Source organism: Dysgonomonas sp. HDW5A (genome assembly GCF_011299555.1).
In the GTDB taxonomy this organism is placed as follows: domain Bacteria; phylum Bacteroidota; class Bacteroidia; order Bacteroidales; family Dysgonomonadaceae; genus Dysgonomonas_A.
On sequence record NZ_CP049857.1, the window covers coordinates 3,461,164 to 3,480,624 of the forward strand.

Genomic DNA, 19,461 nt, shown 5'->3' on the forward strand with positions numbered 1-19,461 from the left:
TTCTTTGAAAACACCTATTTTCACAGGAGCAATTATAAAACATATAATTGCTCCTGTGATTAACTTTCTCTGTATTGTATGGGGGTCATTCCTACTCTTTTTCTAAAGAAACTTCCAAAGAAAGACGCATTAGCAAAATGTAGTTCTTCCGAAATTTGGAGGATAGTCATATTGGACGTTTTTAGTAAAGCTTTAGCCGCCATAATAACCATTTCATCAATCCATTGTAAAATAGGCTTCCCTGTCACGTCTTTAATTACCTTCGATAAGTATTTAGGTGTCAGAAACATTTTATCTGCATAAAAGGTTACACTTCTTTCTTGTTTGTGATATTTAAAAAGCAATTCAACAAATTGTGTAATAAGCTCTTCCTGCCTCGATTTAGTTCGAGGGTTTTCAACCAGCTTCGAATTATGATACAATTGCATTACTTCACATATAAGCGTATAAAGGAGGCTTTTAGCAATCTTCTCACGATATAGGTGATCTGTCTTCCTATACTGTTTTACAATGAAAGAATGAAACTCAAGAAGGCTTTGAGTTTCTTCTTCGGTAATTTTCAAACATGGCATTTGCCCCATCTTTTCGGGAATATCTATATCCATCGTTAATTTGAGGTCTGCAATGAAATCGAATGTGAAAAATAGAAACTCAATAGAAAGGTCATCGCTCTCGGATATTAGTTCTATAATATAGCCGGGTATGATCGATATTAATGTGTTTGCTGTAACCTCGTATTCCTGTAGATTAATCTTTATACGTGAATTTCCTTTGGTACAAATGGCAAATGTAATCCCTTCAACAATATGAGGATAGTGGAGATCTAAATGGTGTTCTTGAACATTCACACTTTTGTCTGATACTATAAAATTTTTGATTGTAGAGGGTGAATTCTGTATTGAAGCTTCATCAAAAGATATCTTCCCGTACTTCTCATTAGCCATATTTCGGTATATTGATATAGTTTATACAAATATAGTTCATTAGAAGAACGAAATTATATAAAAAGCGATATTTTGAACATAATTGGCGATTTATTGAGTTCAGAGCATTCATTTAATTAGTTGATCTTTGTAGAAGGAATTAGAGTTATCGTGTATTTGGTTATTAAATAAGAGAAATCAATGAGTAAAATTAGTCTTAAAACATGGCATTTCCTTTTGGTATTTGCCATTTTAGGAATTTCGTCGACTATAATATGGAGCAACGAATTAGAGAAAAATCCAGTGGCTGGTCGGAACTCTTCATTAGTAGAACTCAATGATCGGATGTTTTCAGATAGTGTAGTTACAGGTACTTGTATTGTGCTTTTTTATACTAAATCGGATGTCTGTTATAAAATGGAACAGAATTTGAATCAATTGAATAATGCCACTGAAGGGCATACTCGATTTTTCAAGTTGAATATAGAAGATTATCCGGGTGAGTATGGTAAATACGTTATATCGGGTACGCCTACTACAATAATATTTAAAGACGGTCAGGAAATTGATAGAATTATGGGAATAGTACCGGTATCTAATTTACTGATGCTCTACAAAAGAAGTATATAAAAATGTAACAGAAAGATTATATTGTTATGACTAAACAAAGAACTTTAAAACAAAGCTTTTCTTTAGAAGGAAAGGGATTACATACAGGAATTAACGGGCGTATAACTTTTAATCCGGCTCCCGATAATCACGGCTATAAAATAAGACGAACCGATTTAGACGGACAACCTATTATAAATGCTTTAGCCGAAAATGTAATATCTACCGATAGAGGTACTGTATTAGCTAAGAATGGGGCTCAGGTAGGTACTGTAGAACATGCTCTGGCTGCTTTGTATGCTTCGGAGATAGATAATTGTTTGATTGATATAGATGCTCCCGAATTTCCCATCTTAGATGGAAGTTCTACTCTTTTTGTACGGAAAATAAAAGAAGTAGGAGTTACTATACAACAGACCGATAGAGTCTATGTGAGCTTTCCTCGTAAAAAAATAAAGGTGGTGGATGAATCGACAGGAGCATCGATGCTTTTATTGCCTGACGATCATTTTAATATCGAGAGTAATATTTCTTTTGATTCTATGCTACTAAAACGTCAGAGTGCTAAACTGGACGATTTATCGGATTTCACTAAAAATTTTGCTTCGTCTCGCACTTTTGTTTTCGTAAAAGAAGTTGAATATCTCTTGAGTAATAATCTGATAAAAGGAGGCGATTTAGATAATGCAATAATTATTTATGATAAATTGATGCCTCAGGAGGAACTTGATCAGCTGGCTGATAGGATGTATGTCAAAAGAAAAGATGCGAGCAAGTTAGGATATATGATGAATAAGCCATTGTTGTATGCTAATGAACCTGCACGCCACAAATTATTGGATATTATTGGAGATATTGCCTTGGTCGGATATTTTATAAAAGGGAAGATTGTAGCCAATTGCCCCGGTCATCGTATTAATAATACGTTTGCACGAGCTATCCGCAAACAGTTAAACGTGAGTACCGAAGCCGATATGAATATTCAACAGGTGAAGCCAAGTCATTTTTATTGGAATTGCCCGTAAGTAAGACTTTAGAGTGAAATGAAAGATATATTATTGTTTATTCGCCATAATAGCAGGGCGTTAATTGGTGTAGTTGTTGGTACTATTTTGGGATATTTACATTGGTATTATTTTGCCTGTTATTGGGGAACTTACCCTTTATCAGCCGAGTGCTGGATAAATTGTGCCTATGGTGGAGTGATTGGCGGATTTGTAATGTGTTTATTGAATGAAACTAAACATATAAGATAAGTATAGCTTTTTTTAGTTGCATTTTATTTCAGTAGGGGTGAGTAGGGATATTCGCCCCTATTTTTATGAGTGTGTATCTATATTTTCTTATCTTAACCGGAAAAAGCATAGGGTTTTAAGATTTAAACATAAAAAATACGACACATTAGTTTACCTTTGTTGTATGAATACCGAAAATAAAACAACTACAATATTATCGAATCTGGGAATTGAGACCCTGAATGAGATGCAGATTGCTGCTAAGGCTGCCATATTAAGTTCGAGTAGTAATACTATACTGCTGTCGCCCACAGGATCGGGTAAGACGGTCGCTTTTTTATTGCCTGTTTTGGAATTGCTCAAAGAGGATGTAAAAACAGTACAGGCATTGATTATTGTTCCTTCTCGTGAACTAGCTATCCAGATTGAACAGGTATGGAAAAAGATGGGTACAGGTTACAAAATAAATGTGTGCTATGGAGGTCACTCCATAGATACAGAATTGCGTAACCTCAGCAATCCTCCCGCTCTACTCATCGGGACACCGGGCAGGCTAAAAGACCATCTGGAGAGAGAATCATTTACAACGGAAGCAATTCATACACTTGTTCTGGATGAGTTCGATAAATCGCTTCAAATGGGGTTTCAAGACGAAATGAGTTATATCATTGGTCAATTACCTAATCTGGAAAAGCGAATTCTGACTTCGGCAACATCTGATGTCGAGATTCCCGAATTTACGCAAGTAATATCGCCCAAAGTATTAGATTATACCAAAGAGGAATCGAATGACGGGCTTTCGGTAAGACTTGTTATTTCGCCCGAAAAGGATAAAATAGAAACGCTGTTTCAATTGATCTGTGCCTTTAAATCGGAGCCTGCTCTGATTTTCTGTAACCACCGTGAAGTCGCCGAACGTATAAGCAATATGCTGACGGAAAAAGGTATACAAACAGGTTATTATCATGGCGGAATGGATCAGGATGATCGGGAAAGAATACTTATTCAATTCCGTAATTACAGTTTGCGTTATTTAGTTACTACCGATTTGGCAGCCCGAGGATTGGATATTCCCGAAATGAAACACGTAGTGCACTATCATCTTCCTGCAAAGGAAACCGAATTTATGCACCGCAATGGTCGTACGGCTCGTATGCATGCTCAAGGTACTGCATATATTTTGTTACATAAGGATGAAAAAACTCCTGATTATATACCTACGCATATTAAAGTATTTAGCGTACAGGCGGGCAAGCCTTTGCCGGATCGCCCCGAATTTCAGACTATCTATGTAAGTGGAGGTAAAAAGAATAAGTTGAATAAGAGTGATATTGTAGGTTTCTTTTTACAAAAAGGAAAACTTGATAAAGACGACTTGGGATTAATAGAAGTGAAAGATTTTATTTCGTTTGTGGCTGTCCGTTCATCTAAAGTGAAGGAGCTTTTAGCAATTGTCAGGGATGAAAAAATGAAAGGCAAGAAATACAAGATAGAAGTTGCCCGAAATGTAATAAAGAAAGAGGATTAAAAACGATCTGTAAATTGAATTTCTGTAAATCACTTAAAACAATGAAAAAATATTTGAGGCATTTATTTATTTACATATTCGTTTTGGGAAGTATATTGACTTCGTGTAATTCGAAAAAATCAGAACAATCAGTACCTGCTCCTGCCGGTATTTCGGAGTTGGCTATTGAAGATAGTCTTAAAATATCTATTGATGTTTCGAAAATAGATTCTATGGTTCGTCTCTTCGATAGTGGTGCTACAAAAGTTATAACGAACGATGATTGTATATCATTAGGTGATATGTTGTCTACTGCTCAATATGATACAGTATTCAATAATAGCAATATTATGGTGAAAATGCAAGCACCCGAATACACTATTATTCTTTATAATAAAGGCAAAACGCTGGAGGAGAATGACTGGTTGATGGTCTGGAAAGAAAACGGCAGAACTAAATATAAGAACAAGTGGTATTATCTGGCGGAAGATAAAAAGGATATTGTATATAATTTACTTGACAAATACAAAGAAAATTCGAATTAAAAAAATTTCGAATTTATATTGTTTCTATTACCTTTGCCCGAATTAAAAAAATAAATATGATTATGAAAGAATTATTAGACAACTTGAACGCACTAATCGCAGAATTTACTAAAGACGCAGGACAACAAGCTGAAAGCGGAAATAAAGCTGCAGGAACACGTGCAAGAAAAGCTTCATTAGCTATTGAAAAATCTCTGAAAGAGTTTCGTAAAATCTCTATTGAAGAGTCTAAGAAATAAGAAGAGAACAAAAGAGGTGCTGAAAAGTACCTCTTTCTTTTTTTGATGTGAATCAATACCCATTAAATATTTGCAACCTGGTTGCGGATATTAAGCCTTAATTTTGTTGTCAGATAAATAAAATGATAAACAAAATGGCAAATATAATTCAACCGACACATTCTGAAGATCATTGCTGCGGATCCCATTCGCATGGAAACGGCGAAAGTGTAGCTGCTTGGAGAAGATATACCCCCGCAATCTTTAGCTTCCTTTTACTTCTTACAGGAATCTTTCTCGATAATTTAAGTTCAATAAGTTTCTTCTCTGGATACCTATGCTTGGCATGGTATATTATTGCTTATATCCCTGTCGGATTTCCTGTCATAAAAGAAGCATATGGAGCTATAAAAGAATTCGATTTTTTTAATGAATTTACATTAATGGTTATTGCTACTCTGGGTGCTTTCTTTATAGGAGAATATCCCGAAGGTGTAGCAGTTATGTTATTCTACTCAGTAGGTGAGTTGTTTCAGGAATCAGCTGTAAATAAAGCTAAAAGCAATATTAAAGCTTTATTGGATATTCGTCCTGATAAGGCAAATGTATTAAGGTCAGGTACTTTTCAGGCTGTTTCCCCTGAAACAGTTGCCATAGGAGAGATTATTCAGGTAAAAGCCGGTGAAAAGATTCCTTTAGATGGAGTTCTATTGTCTGAAGCCGGTAGTTTCAATACTTCCGCTTTAACAGGAGAGAGTAAACCTAAAACTATACGTGAGGGCGAAAAGATATTGGCCGGTATGCTTAATCTCGATAAGGTAATTGAAATAAAAGTAGAGAAAAAATATGCAGATAGTTCGCTTGCTAAAATATTGGAAATGGTACAAGATGCCACTTCCCGTAAAGCAAAAACCGAATTGTTGATCCGTAAATTTGCACGGATATACACACCTATTGTTTTCTTTCTGGCATTAGCCATAACTGTGATACCGTATTTTGTGGTTAGTAATTATGTTTTCGACGACTGGTTATATCGTGCTCTTGTCTTTCTGGTAATCTCTTGTCCTTGTGCTTTGGTAATCTCTATTCCTTTGGGATATTTCGGTGGAATAGGTGCCGCTTCACGTCATGGTATTTTATTTAAAGGAGCCAATTATATGGATCTAATGACTTCTGTAAATACTGTGGTGATGGATAAAACAGGAACTTTGACTAAAGGAGTATTTAAAGTACAGCGTATTGTTTGTCCAGCATATGATCCGATTGAGTTTATGGGGATAGTTGCGGCTGTAGAACAACTTTCTACCCATCCAATTGCAAAAGCGATAGTAGAGCATAGTGTCGTAAATGGAAAATCGACCACTTACCAAGCAAAAGATGTAAAAGAAATTGCAGGATATGGACTTCAAGGTTATGTTGATGATAAAAAGGTTATCATTGGAAACTCTAAAATGATGCGTAAGTATGGAATCGAATACGATACTAATATTGATTCCATTATTGAATCTGTCGTGATAGTTGCTCTTGATAATCGATATGCAGGTTATATAACTATTGCTGATGAGCTTAAAGAAGACTCTCTTTTGGCGATTTCAGAAATGCATAAGCAGGGGATTAAAACCATTATGTTGAGTGGTGATAAATCATCGATTACTCAAAAAATAGCAGGAGAGCTAGGTGTGGATAGTGCCTACGGCGATCTTTTACCTGAAGATAAAGTGAGGCATGTTGAGCAGTTGAAGAGCGATAAAGCAAATGTTATAGCTTTTGTAGGTGATGGTATAAATGATGCACCCGTTTTAGCTCTAAGCGATATTGGGATAGCAATGGGAGGTATGGGATCGGATGCGGCAATAGAGGTTGCTGACGTAGTAATACAGACTGATCATCCCTCTAAGATAATTACAGCAATGCGTATTGCAAAATCAACAAAACAAATCGTAATTCAAAATATTATATTGGCTTTTGGAGTTAAGCTTGTGGTATTGTCATTTGGTGCTGTGGGAGTAGCTACCATGTGGGAGGCTGTCTTTGCAGATGTAGGTGTTGCTTTATTGGCAATATTAAATGCCATGCGTATTTTAAGGAAGAATTTTTAAAACAGCAGCGGGATGATTGATTTCATCCCGCTGCTGTTTTATGTAGAATAGAATCTATTTTACTGATTGTTATTCTCTGACTTTTTTCTTTTTCTTATTTCAGTTAATGAAATATTGGCCTCGTCTTTTATCAGATCTATTTCGAGCGCTGTCTTTTCTACGATTAATTGAGCTTTTTCAACAACAAGCAGTGCATGTTGTCTGATTAAGTCAATTTGTTTTTCGCTTTCTATTTTAAGCCTGTCAAATTCATCTTCAATTTCCTTCCTTTTCTTTTTATTGTTTTTGTCCATGAAAAATCCGGCTATAGTGGCTAGTATTGTCAATCCGGCAATTATAAGTCCGAATACATCTATAATTTTAGCCAGACGTCCTTGAGTTTCTTCTAAGCGCTTGTCTTGCTCTATCATTTTGATGTCGGCCTTGTCTTTCTCATTTTTTAGCTCTTTCAGCTTTTCATCCAATTCCTTTTTTTGAAGTTCTAGTTTTAGGTCGACTTCCGTTTGGCTATATGTATTTTGTGCGTAAGCTGTTATGTTTAATGTGAAAAGGATTAATATTAGTATCTTTTTTGTCATAAATTGTTGTGTTATATAGTTTGAACTTATTTCAAAATTAATACTTTTTTTATTATTTATCATCAGCCTTTCTTTTTAATTCATTTGTTGAATGATTTATGATTCGCTTTGTATTGTGTCTTTTCAGGTATAATCTAAAAGTAAATTACAGTAATTTCTTTCTTCTGAGCCTGAGAATCTTATGTTGTTCTTATCAATTTTAACTATTTTGAAGTAAACAAAATAAATGAGAACTATGTTATACCTTTTGTAAAAGCTAAATAACGAAGAGACATAATATAAAAATAAAATGGAAACAGGGTTCGACGTCATAGGATCAATAACGATAGGTATTCTCATCGGATTTATAGCCAATAAGCTTCCCAAAAAGAACAAACTGGGTTTATTTACCAGTTTCGCTATTGGAATGGTAGGTGCTTTAAGCGGGTCATTTATTCTTAATTTATTTAGGTTAGACTATGATTCATTAACTTCTACTGTTCTTATTGGTTATGCTACTTCGGCAATCGTTGCAGCTATTTTCCTGTATACGGCATTTAGGGTAAACAAGAAACAACAAAGTTGAGAGTACAAATCTTTTGCTAGTGAAAAATAAAGCCATACATATTTCACACTGTATTTAGTTTAGTTATTCAATTTCTTTTCTTTTATTTTACTCAATACTGAGGGTGCGTAATTCAAAATCTTGATTGCGCACTTTTTCGTTTTCAATCTTTCTTTATATATCCTTATTTTTAATATGTCTTAGTCTTACCTTATAAATAGCATATATATTCTTATAGATACAATCATTGTTTAGTTTACAATCTTTAACTAGAAATATTTTAAATTAGATTGTGTGCAATATAATTTTGTAAAACTGAAATGGATGTATTGTTATGACAGATTATTTAAAACTCGAAAATCAATTGTGTTTTCCTATCTATGCTTTAGCTAGGCAGATGGCAGCTTTATACAGGCCTTATCTGGAAAAAATGGGGTTAACTTATCCCCAATATCTGGTTATGTTGGTTCTGTGGGAGCATAAGTCGGCTAGCGTAAAATGTATAGGAGAACTACTTTGGCTTGATAGTGGAACATTAACGCCATTATTAAAAAGGATGGAAGCTAACGGGTTGCTTTCGAGAAAACGATCTTGTATAGATGAGAGGGTAGTAGATATTATACTCTCCGATAAGGGTGAAAGCCTTAAAGAGCAGGCACAGGATATTCCTCTACATCTGAAAGAACAACTCGAAACTGATGATGAACAATTGACAACATTGCGTGATCAATTGAAGAAGATATTATTGACCACTACAAAATGTAAGCTATAGTGCTTTTTTGATTATCGGTAAAATACTCTATACACATAATTTTAAAAATGTAAATTATATATTATAAATAAGATGAGTTTATTAGAACAAGCAAAATGGCGATATGCCACAAAGAAATTTGATCCGTCAAAGAAAGTAGATCAAAAATTAGTAGATCAAATTGTAGAAGCTGCCAGAATGGCTCCAACTTCATCAGGATTGCAACCATTTAAAGTTATTGTCATAACTAATGAAAAGGTGAAAAAAGAAATAGTTCCTATCGCTTGGGAACAGCAGCAAGTTGCAGATTGTTCGCATTTGTTAGTCTTTGCTGCATGGGATAATTACACCGAAGAACGGATAGATCATATATATGGTATTACTACTGAGGCTAGAGAACAACCGGCTGATAGATACAAGGATTATACAGATCGTTTAAAATCGATTTATTTGCCTCGTCCTGACGAAGAAAATTTTGCTCATGCAGCCCGCCAATCGTATATTGCCTTTGCTTATGCAATAGCAATGGCTGCCGAACTTAAAGTGGATACTACCCCTATGGAAGGGTTTGACAATGATGCTTTAGATAAGTTGCTGAACCTTAGTGAGAAAGGATTAAGAAGTGTAACTATGCTACCGTTAGGTTATAGAGATGAAGCTAACGACTGGTTGGTGAACATGAAGAAGGCAAGACATCCTCAATCCGAATTTATTATTGAAATAAAATAAGCTTTTAAAATTAAACGAAATGCAGAATAGTCTGCACTAAATATTCACTTATAAAATATAACTCAAATGTCACAAATTACATTAGGCGGTCAGGCGGTAAATACAATAGGTAGTTTACCGGCTTTAAAAACTAAAGCAGCAGCTTTTACATTGGTGAAACAAGATTTATCAGAATTATCTCTATCGGATCTTAAAGGTAAAAATGTAGTCTTAAATATTTTCCCAAGTTTAGATACAAGTACTTGTGCTGCTTCGGTAAGAAGATTTAATAAAGAGGCTGCAAGCTTATCAAATACAGTAGTATTAGCTATTTCTGCAGACTTACCATTTGCAGCAGGCAGATTTTGTACAGCAGAAGGTATCGAGAATGTTGTTCCTGTATCAGTATTCAGAGATGAGGCTTTTGGTAAAGATTATGGAGTTTTGTTAGTAGATGGCCCTTTGAAAGGGTTACTTGCCAGATCTTTGGTTGTCATAAACCCTGAAGGTGAAGTTTTGTTTACTGAACTGGTTTCTGAAATCAAAAATGAGCCTAATTACGAGGCTGCGTTAGCTGTGTTGAAATAATCTTTATTATTTTCCAGTTAAGCGGTTTAGTCCGATAGCTAAACTAGAATATTTAGAAAATAATATTCTTAAGAAAATTTGAAATTCATTTATATTAGTAAGGTAAGCTGTACAGCTTACCTTATTCTTTTTATGCACATATTTTCTGAATTGTTCCCGGATTATTTCCAGTTCATATTTATACTAAATAAGCATTTTGTCTTTTTACTTCTTTTAGTGACTGCACATTGTTTTTAACTAGGCTTTTTTAAACTATTAAAGCTTTGACCATATAGTTTTACTTTGTTATAATGATTATTTTATTGAATGTTTATGATACTTCTGGATGGTTTTATCTTTTTTATTATTTATTTCTGATTATTATTTCCTGATTATTGTGTTTTTTTGAAATGTTTTTGTTGCTGTCAAAATGATTTATTTGCGAGATGTTATATAACATATTAAGTTAATTAACATCTTTTTCTAGATTTTATTATTGTATTCTTGAGGTGTTGTTAATTCTGTTAAATGCCTTGTTTATAGAAGGATGTAGTCGATCTGTTCTTGTGGTTATCATGGAGTTTCACAATTATATGTTGCTTATTGTATCTTTTAGTTAAAAGTGAAAATCTCGCTTAAAACCACTTGAAACTCTTTGGTAGAGCCAGTTTTTGCTTTAATTACTAGGGGGTTATTGTTAAAAAAATAATCTGTAAAATCTTTTTTTTATATTTTTTTTGTATTTATATTTGCTGAACGGAACTAGATTGATTAATAAATCTGAATTTAATTAAAACTAATTTTCTATGAAGAAAAAGGCTATTAACCTTGCGCAAACGCCTATGGCAGTTAAGCGGGTTTTGTTTGCGTTTCTCTTTTTTTCTGTTTGGGCAGTACCTAATGTTGGTGCTAATCCTATCTTAGCAGACGAAAAAGTAAATGAAGAGCAAGTACTCCAAGATGGAAAGCAGATTGTGGTAAAAGGATCTGTCGTAGATTCTAACAATGAACCTCTTATTGGGGTAAGCGTGAAAGTAGCAGGTACTTCTATTGGTACAGCTACGGATTTTGATGGTAATTTTACAATAAACGTACCACGAGTAGGGTCAGTATTGGAATTTACTTATGTTGGATATACTTCTCAAAAAGTAACTGTAGGAAATAATACTACACTTACTATTGTTATGGAAGATGATTCTCAAATTCTTTCTACAGTAGTTGTTACAGCTCCTATCGGAGTACAACGTCCTCCTAAAGAAATCGGATATTCTGTAAGTTCTATTTCAGCAAAACAATTAACTGAGTCGGGAACGACTAACTTTGCTTCGGCGATGTATGGTAAGGCTGCTGGTGTTAGAATTAATGCTGCTCCTGGTGGTGCAACCAGTGCTGTGAATGTTCAGATTCGTGGTGTGAACTCTTTGAATTTTAATCAGCAACCTCTTTATGTTGTTGATGGTATCATGATTCGTAATGATGGACAAAACGGAAAAGACGGAACTAATAATGCAGGTTATTGGACAGATCAAAAAATTCGAGGTAATGGAGCTTTAGATATCAACCCTCAGGATATAGAGTCTATGACTATCCTTAAAGGTGCTAGTGCATCTGCATTATATGGTTCTGATGCAGCATCTGGAGTTGTTGTTATTACAACTAAAAAAGGTTCTAGAGGTGACGGTTTAGGTATTGAGCTTAACTATAATGGAGCTTTTGAAAGCGTATCTTCTTTACCTAATTATCAAAAAGTATATGGACCAGGATACGATCCAGCCACAAATTTAAGTAATGGAAATATTGATGGTTGGTTGTCTGATACTAACTCAACTGTAAACAATGGACTACGTCCATGGTTTTCTGCATGGGCTCAATTTGGACCAAAATATGATGGTCGAGAAGTGAGTTGGTGGGATGGAACTACACGTTCGTATGCTGCGAAAGATGGAAATAATCTTAAAGATGTTTTTCAAGTAGGATATGGATCTGTTCTAAATTTAGCTTTATCTAAACAAACGGACAAAGTTAATTATCGTTTATCATATACCCGCTTAGATTATACTGGAACTCAACGAGGTTCGGAGCAACAAAGAAATACTTTCAATTTAAATTCGGTAGTAAATGTTTCTAAAGATGTAACAGTAGATGTTGTTGCAAACTATATGAATACAAAAACTCATAACCGTCCGGAATATATGGATCGTATTTTCAATAACTATGGAGGTATGATCAATAGAGCGGAAAGCATAGATAATTTATTGGATCGATATAAAGATGCTAACGGGTATAAGTTTGTAACATATGCAGATAGGCTAAGTAGACCAGGTATGGATCACCTTACTTATAATACGAATTCCGCAACATTAATGGATTATTTTTGGGGTAGACTCCGCAATAATTATGATGAAACAGAGAATCGTTTCATGAGTAGTGCTAATTTGAATTGGGATTTATTAGGTAATGGTAAATTGAAATTCAGAGGACGTATCGGAAATGATTATACAGGAATAAATATTCAAGACGAAAAGTATACTGAGTACCCTATTATTTACAACACTAATAATAGTAGTGGAGGATATGCAGTAACAAGTAATCAGTATTCGATCATCTATGGTGATGCTTTACTTTCCTATTCAGAAAAGTTGTCTCCTGATTTTGGGTTTACTATTGCTGGTGGTATGCAAGGTCGACAAGAAGATTATAGAACGCAGACCGCCTCTACAACTAGTGGGTTGAATGCTGAAAACTGGTTTTCTTTAAAGAATTCTTATGGAATTATAGATTCAAAATCTTCAAGAGCCAGTTTACTAAAATATGCTTATTTGGGAATCCTGAATCTTGCATATAAAGATATGTTGTTCTTAGAGATGACAGCAAGACAGGAGTATGCGTCAAGTCTTCCTCCAGATAATAATAGTTACTTCTATACTTCAACTAATGGTAGCTGGGTTTTTACTGATGCTTTTCAGACACCCTCTTGGTTAACTTATGGTAAGGTTAGAGCATCTTATGGTGTTGTGGGTAACTCTCCACTTATGTATATTGCTAATGTTGCGTATGATCAGAGATCTTTACAGACTGCAAATAATGGTTCTGTAGCAGCACTAACAATGAATAACGCTTATGGTAATTTGAACTTAACTGCTGAGATGAAGCATGAGTGGGAATTTGGTCTTGAAAGCCGTTTCTGGGATGACCGTATCAGCTTTGATGTAAGTTATTATACAAACCGAGTAAAAGATCAGATAATGGAAGTAGCTGTTCCTTTGTCAAGTGGTGCTCGTAGTCAAGTAATGAATGTTGGAGAAATTGGCAGTCAAGGTTTGGAGATAGCAACAAGCATTACTCCATTTATAGGAGATTTCAGATGGACTACTCGCTTAAACTGGTCTTTCAACCAATCGAAAGTATACGCATTAGCAGATCAAGTTCCTGAACTTGTATTCTGGAATGAAGAACAGTCCAGTATAAAGATTTCCGCAAAACCGGGTGAAAAATTAGGTAATATTTATGCCTTTCCTCGTAAAAGGAATGATAAAGGGGAGCTACTGATTAGCAACGAAGGTTTATATATTATGGATGAAACTAAGTATGAGAAAGTAGGTAATATTATGCCCGATGTTATTGGAGGATGGTCAAATACATTCAATTATAAGAACTTCTCTTTAGATTTCACTATTGATTATCGCTTTGGTGGTAAAATTGTATCTCAAGGTACAAAATATTCTACCGGGGCTGGGTTATTAGAGAAGACTATGAAATATAGAGATGCCGAAAACGGAGGTATGGCTTGGACTTTTATTGGTGATGACGGAAAACAATATCAACGTAATGATGGTCTTATCCTTGAAGGTGTGAATGTAAATACAGGCGATAAAAATACCAAAATTATTTCTGCAGCAGATTACTATATAAATACTTTTTATTGGGGTAAAGATGCATGGAATGAGGAAGGTATGGTATTTGACAATGATTTCATTAAATTTCGTGAAATTACTCTAGGATATAATATCCCTGCGGCTTATGCGAGTAAGATATTCATGTCGAATTTACGCTTTTCTTTATTTGCCAGAAATTTATTCTATATCTACAAAACTGCAAAGGATATAGATCCTGAAGCTTCTATTGGATCTAGATGGTGGTCACAAGGTGTTGATAGTGGTGCTTCTATGGCATCCAGAACTTTTGGATTCTCATTAAATGCTAAATTTTAAAGACAATGAAGATGAAACGAATATATATAATAGCTTGTGCATTATTGTCACTATTAATTGTGACGCCAAGTTGTAATCCGGAGGATAAATTTTTGGATCCGGAAAAGACAACGCAAGGAAATGTCTCGACTCTTTTTACAGCTATATTGAATAATCAGAGAATGAGAACTGAATACTGGCATGTGAGAACTATTGCTGTTGAACATGCAGGACGGTATTCGCAAACTTTTATCATGCCCAATGGCAGTAAGCAATATCATCAGACTGAACAATATGTAAGTGAATATTGGAGAGATTTCTATACTCCAGAATATGGGGGGCCTATGGCAATGTATCGCCAGATGGAAAATATAAATAAATCTCTCTCGCCAGATGATCAGGCTTCAAATGCTGTGTTTTTTGCTGCAGCTAGAGTTGTTTTGTATGACTATGCAGGAACTCTGGTAGATATGCTTGGTGATATTCCTTTTTCTGAAGCAGGAAGCTTGCAACTTACGAGTGTAAGTACAGCAGCAAAATTTGATGACCAAGAAGGATTGTATCGAATGATGATTGATGATTTGGATGCTGTGAATACATATTTTAAAACAGCTACTACTACAACTGCTTTTAGTAAACAAGATATCTTATTGAGTGGTAATATTGCTAAATGGAGAAAGTATGCTAACTCTATTCGATTGAGATTGCTTATTCACATGTCGTATGTGGATGAAAACTATGCGAAGGAGAAAATTATGGCAATGCTAAATGGTTCTGATTATCCTTTGATTGATGGAGATAATAATCCTAATTATAATCCTGCAACAGGGGATATATTGAATGCACCACTTACTACTAATATTGAAAACTTGAAACAAGCTTTGTCTGAAGGTAGTACGCAAATTGCTCCTGATTTTATGTTGAATAAATTGATGCTTCCAACGCAGGATGTTCGTATAGATGTGCTCTTTGATAAAAATGGTTTATCTGAATATAAAGGATTACCTATAAATACGCCTAGTGAGTCTATATCATCTCTATCTTCAGACTATTCATGCTGGGATTCAACTACTGTTTGGCAGAATAAAAATATACCAGGGGTACGAATGACGGCATCCGAAGTGAATTTTATTAAAGCTGAAGCTCAACAACGTTGGGGGGATACTGAAAAAGCAAAAACAGCGTATGAAACAGCTATCAAACAGTCGGTATCTTTTTACTATTATTTGAATAATACAGCAAGTAACACTTCAGCAGGTGGAGGATTTCGTCTGGAGGTGAAACCTTCTGATGATATTATAAATAAGTTTGTTACAGAGCGAGTTCCTTATACAGGCTCAGCTGATGCAAGATTAGAACTGATTGGTACGCAAAAGTGGCTTCATTTAGGTTGGTTACAATCAATTGAGACTTGGACAGAATATCGTCGTACAAAATATCCAAAGCTATTGCCTTTTCCTTCGGCTGGCATGGAACCTGGATATGCTCAACCACCTACGCGCTTACAATATCCGATAGCAGAAACAGCTTATAATCCTAATTATAAAGATGTACAGGCTAAAGATACCCGTGATACTAAAATATTTTGGGATGTGAAGTGATGATGAATTTTACAATATAATTTAAAGAGAAGCTATTTCACTAGGAATAGCTTCTTTTTTTTTTGATATTCTTTTATTGCACTATATATGCTTACTTTTGTATGATCTAAATTTTGAGTGCTATAAAATTTTAGATGAAGGTATAATTGAAAGGTCATTAAATTTTGATTATTTAGATGTAGTTTTGGAACTAGAACCTAATAAAAGATAATTGAAAGTACTAAAAAGTATATGAAAGATAATAATATAGAAGAATATCGTAAGAATTTATTAGAGAAGAAGAATTTATTGGATAATGCCATTGTGCAATTGAAGAGCGAATTTATAGGTATTGATAATGTTATAGATCAAATTGCAGATGCGATTGGCTCGTGGCTGTTTTTCCCTGAAATGCAGGAGAAACCTGTTATTATCAATTTATGGGGATTAACCGGAATTGGAAAAACATCACTGGTAAAACGTTTTTCTCAATTGATAGATTATAATGAGCGGTATTATCGTTTTGACTTAGGTGAAAGTACAGGTAAGTACTTCGATATACAGGATTCTTTTAAGGAGATATACGAAAATTGTGATAAAGAACCCTTTATAATTGGCTTAGATGAATTTCAATTTGCACGAACTATAAATGAGAAGCAGGAAGAGATAGATAAATCTTCATCCCGTGCCATTTGGGATTTATTGGATAGTGGAAAGTTTGATTTAATAGATTTCAACTATAATATAGGTGTATTTAGTAAATTAATAAAGAAGCTTGATTTAGCATTAAATAAAGGTGTTGAAGTTGCTAAAGGAGTAGTTACGGAAAACTATGAGATACATAAAGATATACTGGAACTATCGGAAGAAGATGATAATGATGACGATGATGGAGATGAATCTTTAAAAACAAAGAATGAAAAGAAATTGTACTTTGTTCCTGAAGTAAATCTGAATAATATCTTTTATGCTGTTTCAGATATGTTTCTTTCGAAAAGTGAGTTGAGAGAAAAACTGAATGATCTGGACGGAGAGAGTACAATTGAATATTTGATTCAATTGTATAAAAAAACATTGAAGCCTAAAACTGTAGACTGTTCTAAGGCCTTGGTATTTATTATGGGAAATCTGGATGAAGTATATTCTATGACTCATGATTTTAATCCGGATATGAATGCTGATGAGTTTAATAAGCAATCGTTGAAAACTAGGCAATATTCATATTATTTACCCATCTTTTACATCGGAAGCTTTTCATCAGATAATAGATTTAGAGTTATCTAAAATAAAAAAGAAGATTAAAACAATTTATCATTTTGATCTGACTTTTGATAAGGGAATAAATAACCTTATTTATGAAGAAGGGGTTTACCCGACACAAGGAACTCGGCCTTTATTTACTACCGTACAACAGATTGTGAATGCTCGTTTAGGTAAAATTTTGAATGAGATTTATATCAATGGATATTTTGTAGATAGGTTGCATTTTGCAATTGACGAAACAGAATCGATCAGTGATTCGGTCTCTTTAATTATAAAGTTTTATAAAGACGAAAAGTTAGTTCATACATGGACTGATAAACAAGCCTTGGTATTAGGAAAGTTACGTAAAGAAAAATTGAATGATGAACAGGCTATTGTAGCGGTACATGAGAGTGGACATGCTATTGTTTCGTCTATATTGATGCGTACCATACCTGATTCGATATTTTCAGTAACAGCTGATAGTAATAGTCAAGGGTTTGTGTTGGCACGTCCTCAATGGAATTATATCTCAAAGAAAGAAATTGTAAATCGTCTGGCGGTTTTGATGGGAGGATTAGTTGCCGAGCGTATCATTTTTGGTGATGAAAATATTACTATGGGTGCTAGTAGCGACTTACAGAATGCAACTAAGCTTGCAACATATGTTCTTTATGCATGTGGTATGGGAAATATGTTAGCATTGTTTGGTAATGAGAATATGGATGAAACTCCCAGTATTATTTTTGATGATGCTCGTGAAGGTATAAATCGAGAAGCTAAGGCTTTATTAGAAGCAGCTGAAAAATTGGCACAGGAGACACTCGAAAAACAAAAAGTCCTTTTGTTGCAGTTAGCTAACTATCTTAGTGATAAGAGGGCAGTAAGTAAGGATTTAATGATGGATTTCCTGATTAAATATGCCGTAGATTTCAGAAAAGAGGATATTATAACTGATGCAGATCATTTATTTTACAGGGATCATCTGAAAAAGCAGGTCGAAAAGCTTTAATAGACAAAAGTATATTATAAAATTAAAAAGGTGAAACTACAGCGTTTCACCTTTTTAATTTTATAAGAAGGCCACGTGTTTTATCGTCGAATTTTAGCCATAGCAACAATATCTGATACTGTTTTTTGTGGATTTGGATTATTCATGATAAATTGAACATAGAAGCCTCTGATATATCCATTTGGTAATTCTTGATATCCCTCAGGAATAGAATCTGTAAGACTTAATTTTTTTATATCTGTTTGTGTTTGATTGATATATAATTTATATCCAAGTTCTTCATCTGTTAGTTTACGGCACCATCGTATAGGCATCCAATGCCATGTTTTGCCTACATCTCCATGAGGGTAGTCATCTATAGAAACTTTACCGTCCCATGTTTGCCACATAGCGGCTTGTGTGAATCCGTAAAAATCGCCAGTTGAAACGTTAATTAATTCATTGTCTGTACCCTCGTGATTATGTTTTAGTTCCCAAACTTGCGGTCCGTTAAAACGAGCTCCCCCAGGCATTAGATTGAAGCCATATTTATTTGTGTTGTTAGGGCCAAACCAATAAGTTAAACCTAGTATAGATATCGGATTCTCACCGGCTTTTACTGTTAACGAAAGGCGTACATCTTGCTCACTTCCATTGCCACACATGGCAAATAGTTGTTGGAAATCTTTAGTAGATGCTGAGCTCCAATTATTAGTCAGTATTTTATCTTTGCCCTCATAGATAACGCATTTGCTTTTATCTTCGAGGTATTCAAAACGATTACGATCGTAGTAAGGACCGCAATATTTATTAATGTCCTCAATACTTATATTTTTGAGTGCTAGGGGATTCATCCTATATCTAGTAAGTATCAACTCTATGTCTGATTTTGTAAAAGGTTGTCCTGGGCAATGATTAATATTACTATTCATCCAAAGGTATTCCCCAATTTTAACGGCTTTATACTCGGCTGATGTATTTGCAAAACTGTCATAAAATACTAAAGGAATAGTTGAATCGTTTTCTACGGGAGGAGGGGGGAGAGGATTAGACTCGGTAGGTTCATTAAACGTATCGTCACTGCAGGACATGAAAATTACTAATAAGATTAATAAAAGGTTACTGAATTTCATTTTAGTGTTATTATTTTGTATGAATATCAAAGATAGGTAAT

General features: G+C 34.5%; 17 protein-coding genes and 2 pseudogenes. 16 read left to right on the top strand and 3 right to left on the bottom strand.

The window, feature by feature from the left end:
• Window positions 1–59: 59 nt before the first annotated feature.
• Window positions 60–944 (bottom strand): AraC family transcriptional regulator, encoded by an 885-nt coding sequence (locus G7050_RS14405; protein ID WP_166116648.1) that lies wholly within the window; start codon window positions 942–944, stop codon window positions 60–62.
• A 180-nt stretch (window positions 945–1,124) separates the two neighbouring features.
• Between G7050_RS14405 and G7050_RS14410 the strand changes: the two genes are divergently transcribed.
• From G7050_RS14410 to G7050_RS14440, 7 genes and pseudogenes are all read left to right on the top strand, one after another.
• Window positions 1,125–1,553, top strand: coding sequence for a co-chaperone YbbN (locus G7050_RS14410; RefSeq protein ID WP_166116650.1), 429 nt, complete (start codon window positions 1,125–1,127; stop codon window positions 1,551–1,553).
• Window positions 1,554–1,579: 26 nt separating this feature from the next.
• Window positions 1,580–2,485 (top strand): annotated as a pseudogene (locus G7050_RS14415) (UDP-3-O-acyl-N-acetylglucosamine deacetylase); the annotation flags it as partial.
• A gap of 90 nt (window positions 2,486–2,575) precedes the next feature.
• Window positions 2,576–2,788 carry a hypothetical protein gene (locus tag G7050_RS14420; protein ID WP_166116654.1) on the top strand — a complete coding sequence of 71 codons (213 nt, stop codon included), beginning with the start codon at window positions 2,576–2,578 and terminating at the stop codon, window positions 2,786–2,788.
• 163 nt (window positions 2,789–2,951) lie between these two features.
• Window positions 2,952–4,295: a DEAD/DEAH box helicase gene (locus G7050_RS14425; RefSeq protein WP_166116656.1), complete on the top strand. Its 1,344-nt coding sequence runs from the start codon at window positions 2,952–2,954 to the stop codon at window positions 4,293–4,295.
• Window positions 4,296–4,336: 41 nt separating this feature from the next.
• Complete coding sequence (locus G7050_RS14430; protein WP_166116658.1) at window positions 4,337–4,819, top strand: hypothetical protein; 483 nt, start codon at window positions 4,337–4,339, stop codon at window positions 4,817–4,819.
• A gap of 62 nt (window positions 4,820–4,881) precedes the next feature.
• Window positions 4,882–5,058: a histone H1 gene (locus G7050_RS14435; RefSeq protein ID WP_050708179.1), complete on the top strand. Its 177-nt coding sequence runs from the start codon at window positions 4,882–4,884 to the stop codon at window positions 5,056–5,058.
• A 134-nt stretch (window positions 5,059–5,192) separates the two neighbouring features.
• On the top strand, window positions 5,193–7,136 hold the full coding sequence (locus G7050_RS14440) for a heavy metal translocating P-type ATPase (RefSeq protein ID WP_166116660.1): 1,944 nt from the start codon (window positions 5,193–5,195) through the stop codon (window positions 7,134–7,136).
• Window positions 7,137–7,195: 59 nt separating this feature from the next.
• Here the strand turns inward: G7050_RS14440 and G7050_RS14445 are convergent, their stop codons facing one another.
• Complete coding sequence (locus G7050_RS14445; RefSeq protein ID WP_166116662.1) at window positions 7,196–7,714, bottom strand: hypothetical protein; 519 nt, start codon at window positions 7,712–7,714, stop codon at window positions 7,196–7,198.
• Between the two features lie 289 nt (window positions 7,715–8,003).
• Between G7050_RS14445 and G7050_RS14450 the strand changes: the two genes are divergently transcribed.
• The 9 genes and pseudogenes from G7050_RS14450 (at window position 8,004) to G7050_RS14490 (ending at window position 18,308) form a co-directional block, all read left to right on the top strand.
• A complete protein-coding gene (locus tag G7050_RS14450) occupies window positions 8,004–8,279 on the top strand; it encodes a GlsB/YeaQ/YmgE family stress response membrane protein (RefSeq protein ID WP_166116664.1) in 276 nt (91 codons plus the stop codon).
• 313 nt (window positions 8,280–8,592) lie between these two features.
• Window positions 8,593–9,030 (top strand): MarR family winged helix-turn-helix transcriptional regulator, encoded by a 438-nt coding sequence (locus tag G7050_RS14455; RefSeq protein WP_166116666.1) that lies wholly within the window; start codon window positions 8,593–8,595, stop codon window positions 9,028–9,030.
• 72 nt (window positions 9,031–9,102) lie between these two features.
• Complete coding sequence (locus G7050_RS14460) at window positions 9,103–9,738, top strand: NAD(P)H-dependent oxidoreductase (RefSeq protein WP_166116668.1); 636 nt, start codon at window positions 9,103–9,105, stop codon at window positions 9,736–9,738.
• Window positions 9,739–9,804: 66 nt separating this feature from the next.
• Window positions 9,805–10,305: a thiol peroxidase gene (tpx, locus tag G7050_RS14465; protein ID WP_166116670.1), complete on the top strand. Its 501-nt coding sequence runs from the start codon at window positions 9,805–9,807 to the stop codon at window positions 10,303–10,305.
• 785 nt (window positions 10,306–11,090) lie between these two features.
• Complete coding sequence (locus tag G7050_RS14470) at window positions 11,091–14,495, top strand: SusC/RagA family TonB-linked outer membrane protein (RefSeq protein WP_166116672.1); 3,405 nt, start codon at window positions 11,091–11,093, stop codon at window positions 14,493–14,495.
• An 11-nt stretch (window positions 14,496–14,506) separates the two neighbouring features.
• Window positions 14,507–16,075, top strand: coding sequence for a SusD/RagB family nutrient-binding outer membrane lipoprotein (locus G7050_RS14475; RefSeq protein WP_166116674.1), 1,569 nt, complete (start codon window positions 14,507–14,509; stop codon window positions 16,073–16,075).
• A gap of 231 nt (window positions 16,076–16,306) precedes the next feature.
• Window positions 16,307–17,338: a hypothetical protein gene (locus tag G7050_RS14480; RefSeq protein ID WP_166116676.1), complete on the top strand. Its 1,032-nt coding sequence runs from the start codon at window positions 16,307–16,309 to the stop codon at window positions 17,336–17,338.
• A gap of 13 nt (window positions 17,339–17,351) precedes the next feature.
• Window positions 17,352–17,432: pseudogene (locus G7050_RS18035) on the top strand (hypothetical protein); the annotation flags it as partial.
• A gap of 63 nt (window positions 17,433–17,495) precedes the next feature.
• Window positions 17,496–18,308 carry a hypothetical protein gene (locus G7050_RS14490; protein ID WP_166116678.1) on the top strand — a complete coding sequence of 271 codons (813 nt, stop codon included), beginning with the start codon at window positions 17,496–17,498 and terminating at the stop codon, window positions 18,306–18,308.
• An 80-nt stretch (window positions 18,309–18,388) separates the two neighbouring features.
• Here the strand turns inward: G7050_RS14490 and G7050_RS14495 are convergent, their stop codons facing one another.
• Window positions 18,389–19,420 carry a hypothetical protein gene (locus G7050_RS14495; protein WP_166116680.1) on the bottom strand — a complete coding sequence of 344 codons (1,032 nt, stop codon included), beginning with the start codon at window positions 19,418–19,420 and terminating at the stop codon, window positions 18,389–18,391.
• Between the last annotated feature and the right edge of the window lie 41 nt (window positions 19,421–19,461).

Bases quoted from the DNA above. Each gene is read 5' to 3' on its own strand.
- G7050_RS14480 (WP_166116676.1), top strand. From the start codon at position 16,307: ATGAAAGATAATAATATAGAAGAATATCGTAAGAATTTATTAGAGAAG.
- tpx (WP_166116670.1), top strand. From the start codon at position 9,805: ATGTCACAAATTACATTAGGCGGTCAGGCGGTAAATACAATAGGTAGT.
- G7050_RS14425 (WP_166116656.1), top strand. From the start codon at position 2,952: ATGAATACCGAAAATAAAACAACTACAATATTATCGAATCTGGGAATT.
- G7050_RS14455 (WP_166116666.1), top strand. From the start codon at position 8,593: ATGACAGATTATTTAAAACTCGAAAATCAATTGTGTTTTCCTATCTAT.
- G7050_RS14470 (WP_166116672.1), top strand. From the start codon at position 11,091: ATGAAGAAAAAGGCTATTAACCTTGCGCAAACGCCTATGGCAGTTAAG.
- G7050_RS14475 (WP_166116674.1), top strand. From the start codon at position 14,507: ATGAAACGAATATATATAATAGCTTGTGCATTATTGTCACTATTAATT.
- G7050_RS14495 (WP_166116680.1), bottom strand. From the start codon at position 19,420: ATGAAATTCAGTAACCTTTTATTAATCTTATTAGTAATTTTCATGTCC.
- G7050_RS14430 (WP_166116658.1), top strand. From the start codon at position 4,337: ATGAAAAAATATTTGAGGCATTTATTTATTTACATATTCGTTTTGGGA.
- G7050_RS14460 (WP_166116668.1), top strand. From the start codon at position 9,103: ATGAGTTTATTAGAACAAGCAAAATGGCGATATGCCACAAAGAAATTT.
- G7050_RS14410 (WP_166116650.1), top strand. From the start codon at position 1,125: ATGAGTAAAATTAGTCTTAAAACATGGCATTTCCTTTTGGTATTTGCC.
- G7050_RS14440 (WP_166116660.1), top strand. From the start codon at position 5,193: ATGGCAAATATAATTCAACCGACACATTCTGAAGATCATTGCTGCGGA.
- G7050_RS14450 (WP_166116664.1), top strand. From the start codon at position 8,004: ATGGAAACAGGGTTCGACGTCATAGGATCAATAACGATAGGTATTCTC.
- G7050_RS14435 (WP_050708179.1), top strand. From the start codon at position 4,882: ATGAAAGAATTATTAGACAACTTGAACGCACTAATCGCAGAATTTACT.
- G7050_RS14405 (WP_166116648.1), bottom strand. From the start codon at position 944: ATGGCTAATGAGAAGTACGGGAAGATATCTTTTGATGAAGCTTCAATA.
- G7050_RS14420 (WP_166116654.1), top strand. From the start codon at position 2,576: ATGAAAGATATATTATTGTTTATTCGCCATAATAGCAGGGCGTTAATT.
- G7050_RS14445 (WP_166116662.1), bottom strand. From the start codon at position 7,714: ATGACAAAAAAGATACTAATATTAATCCTTTTCACATTAAACATAACA.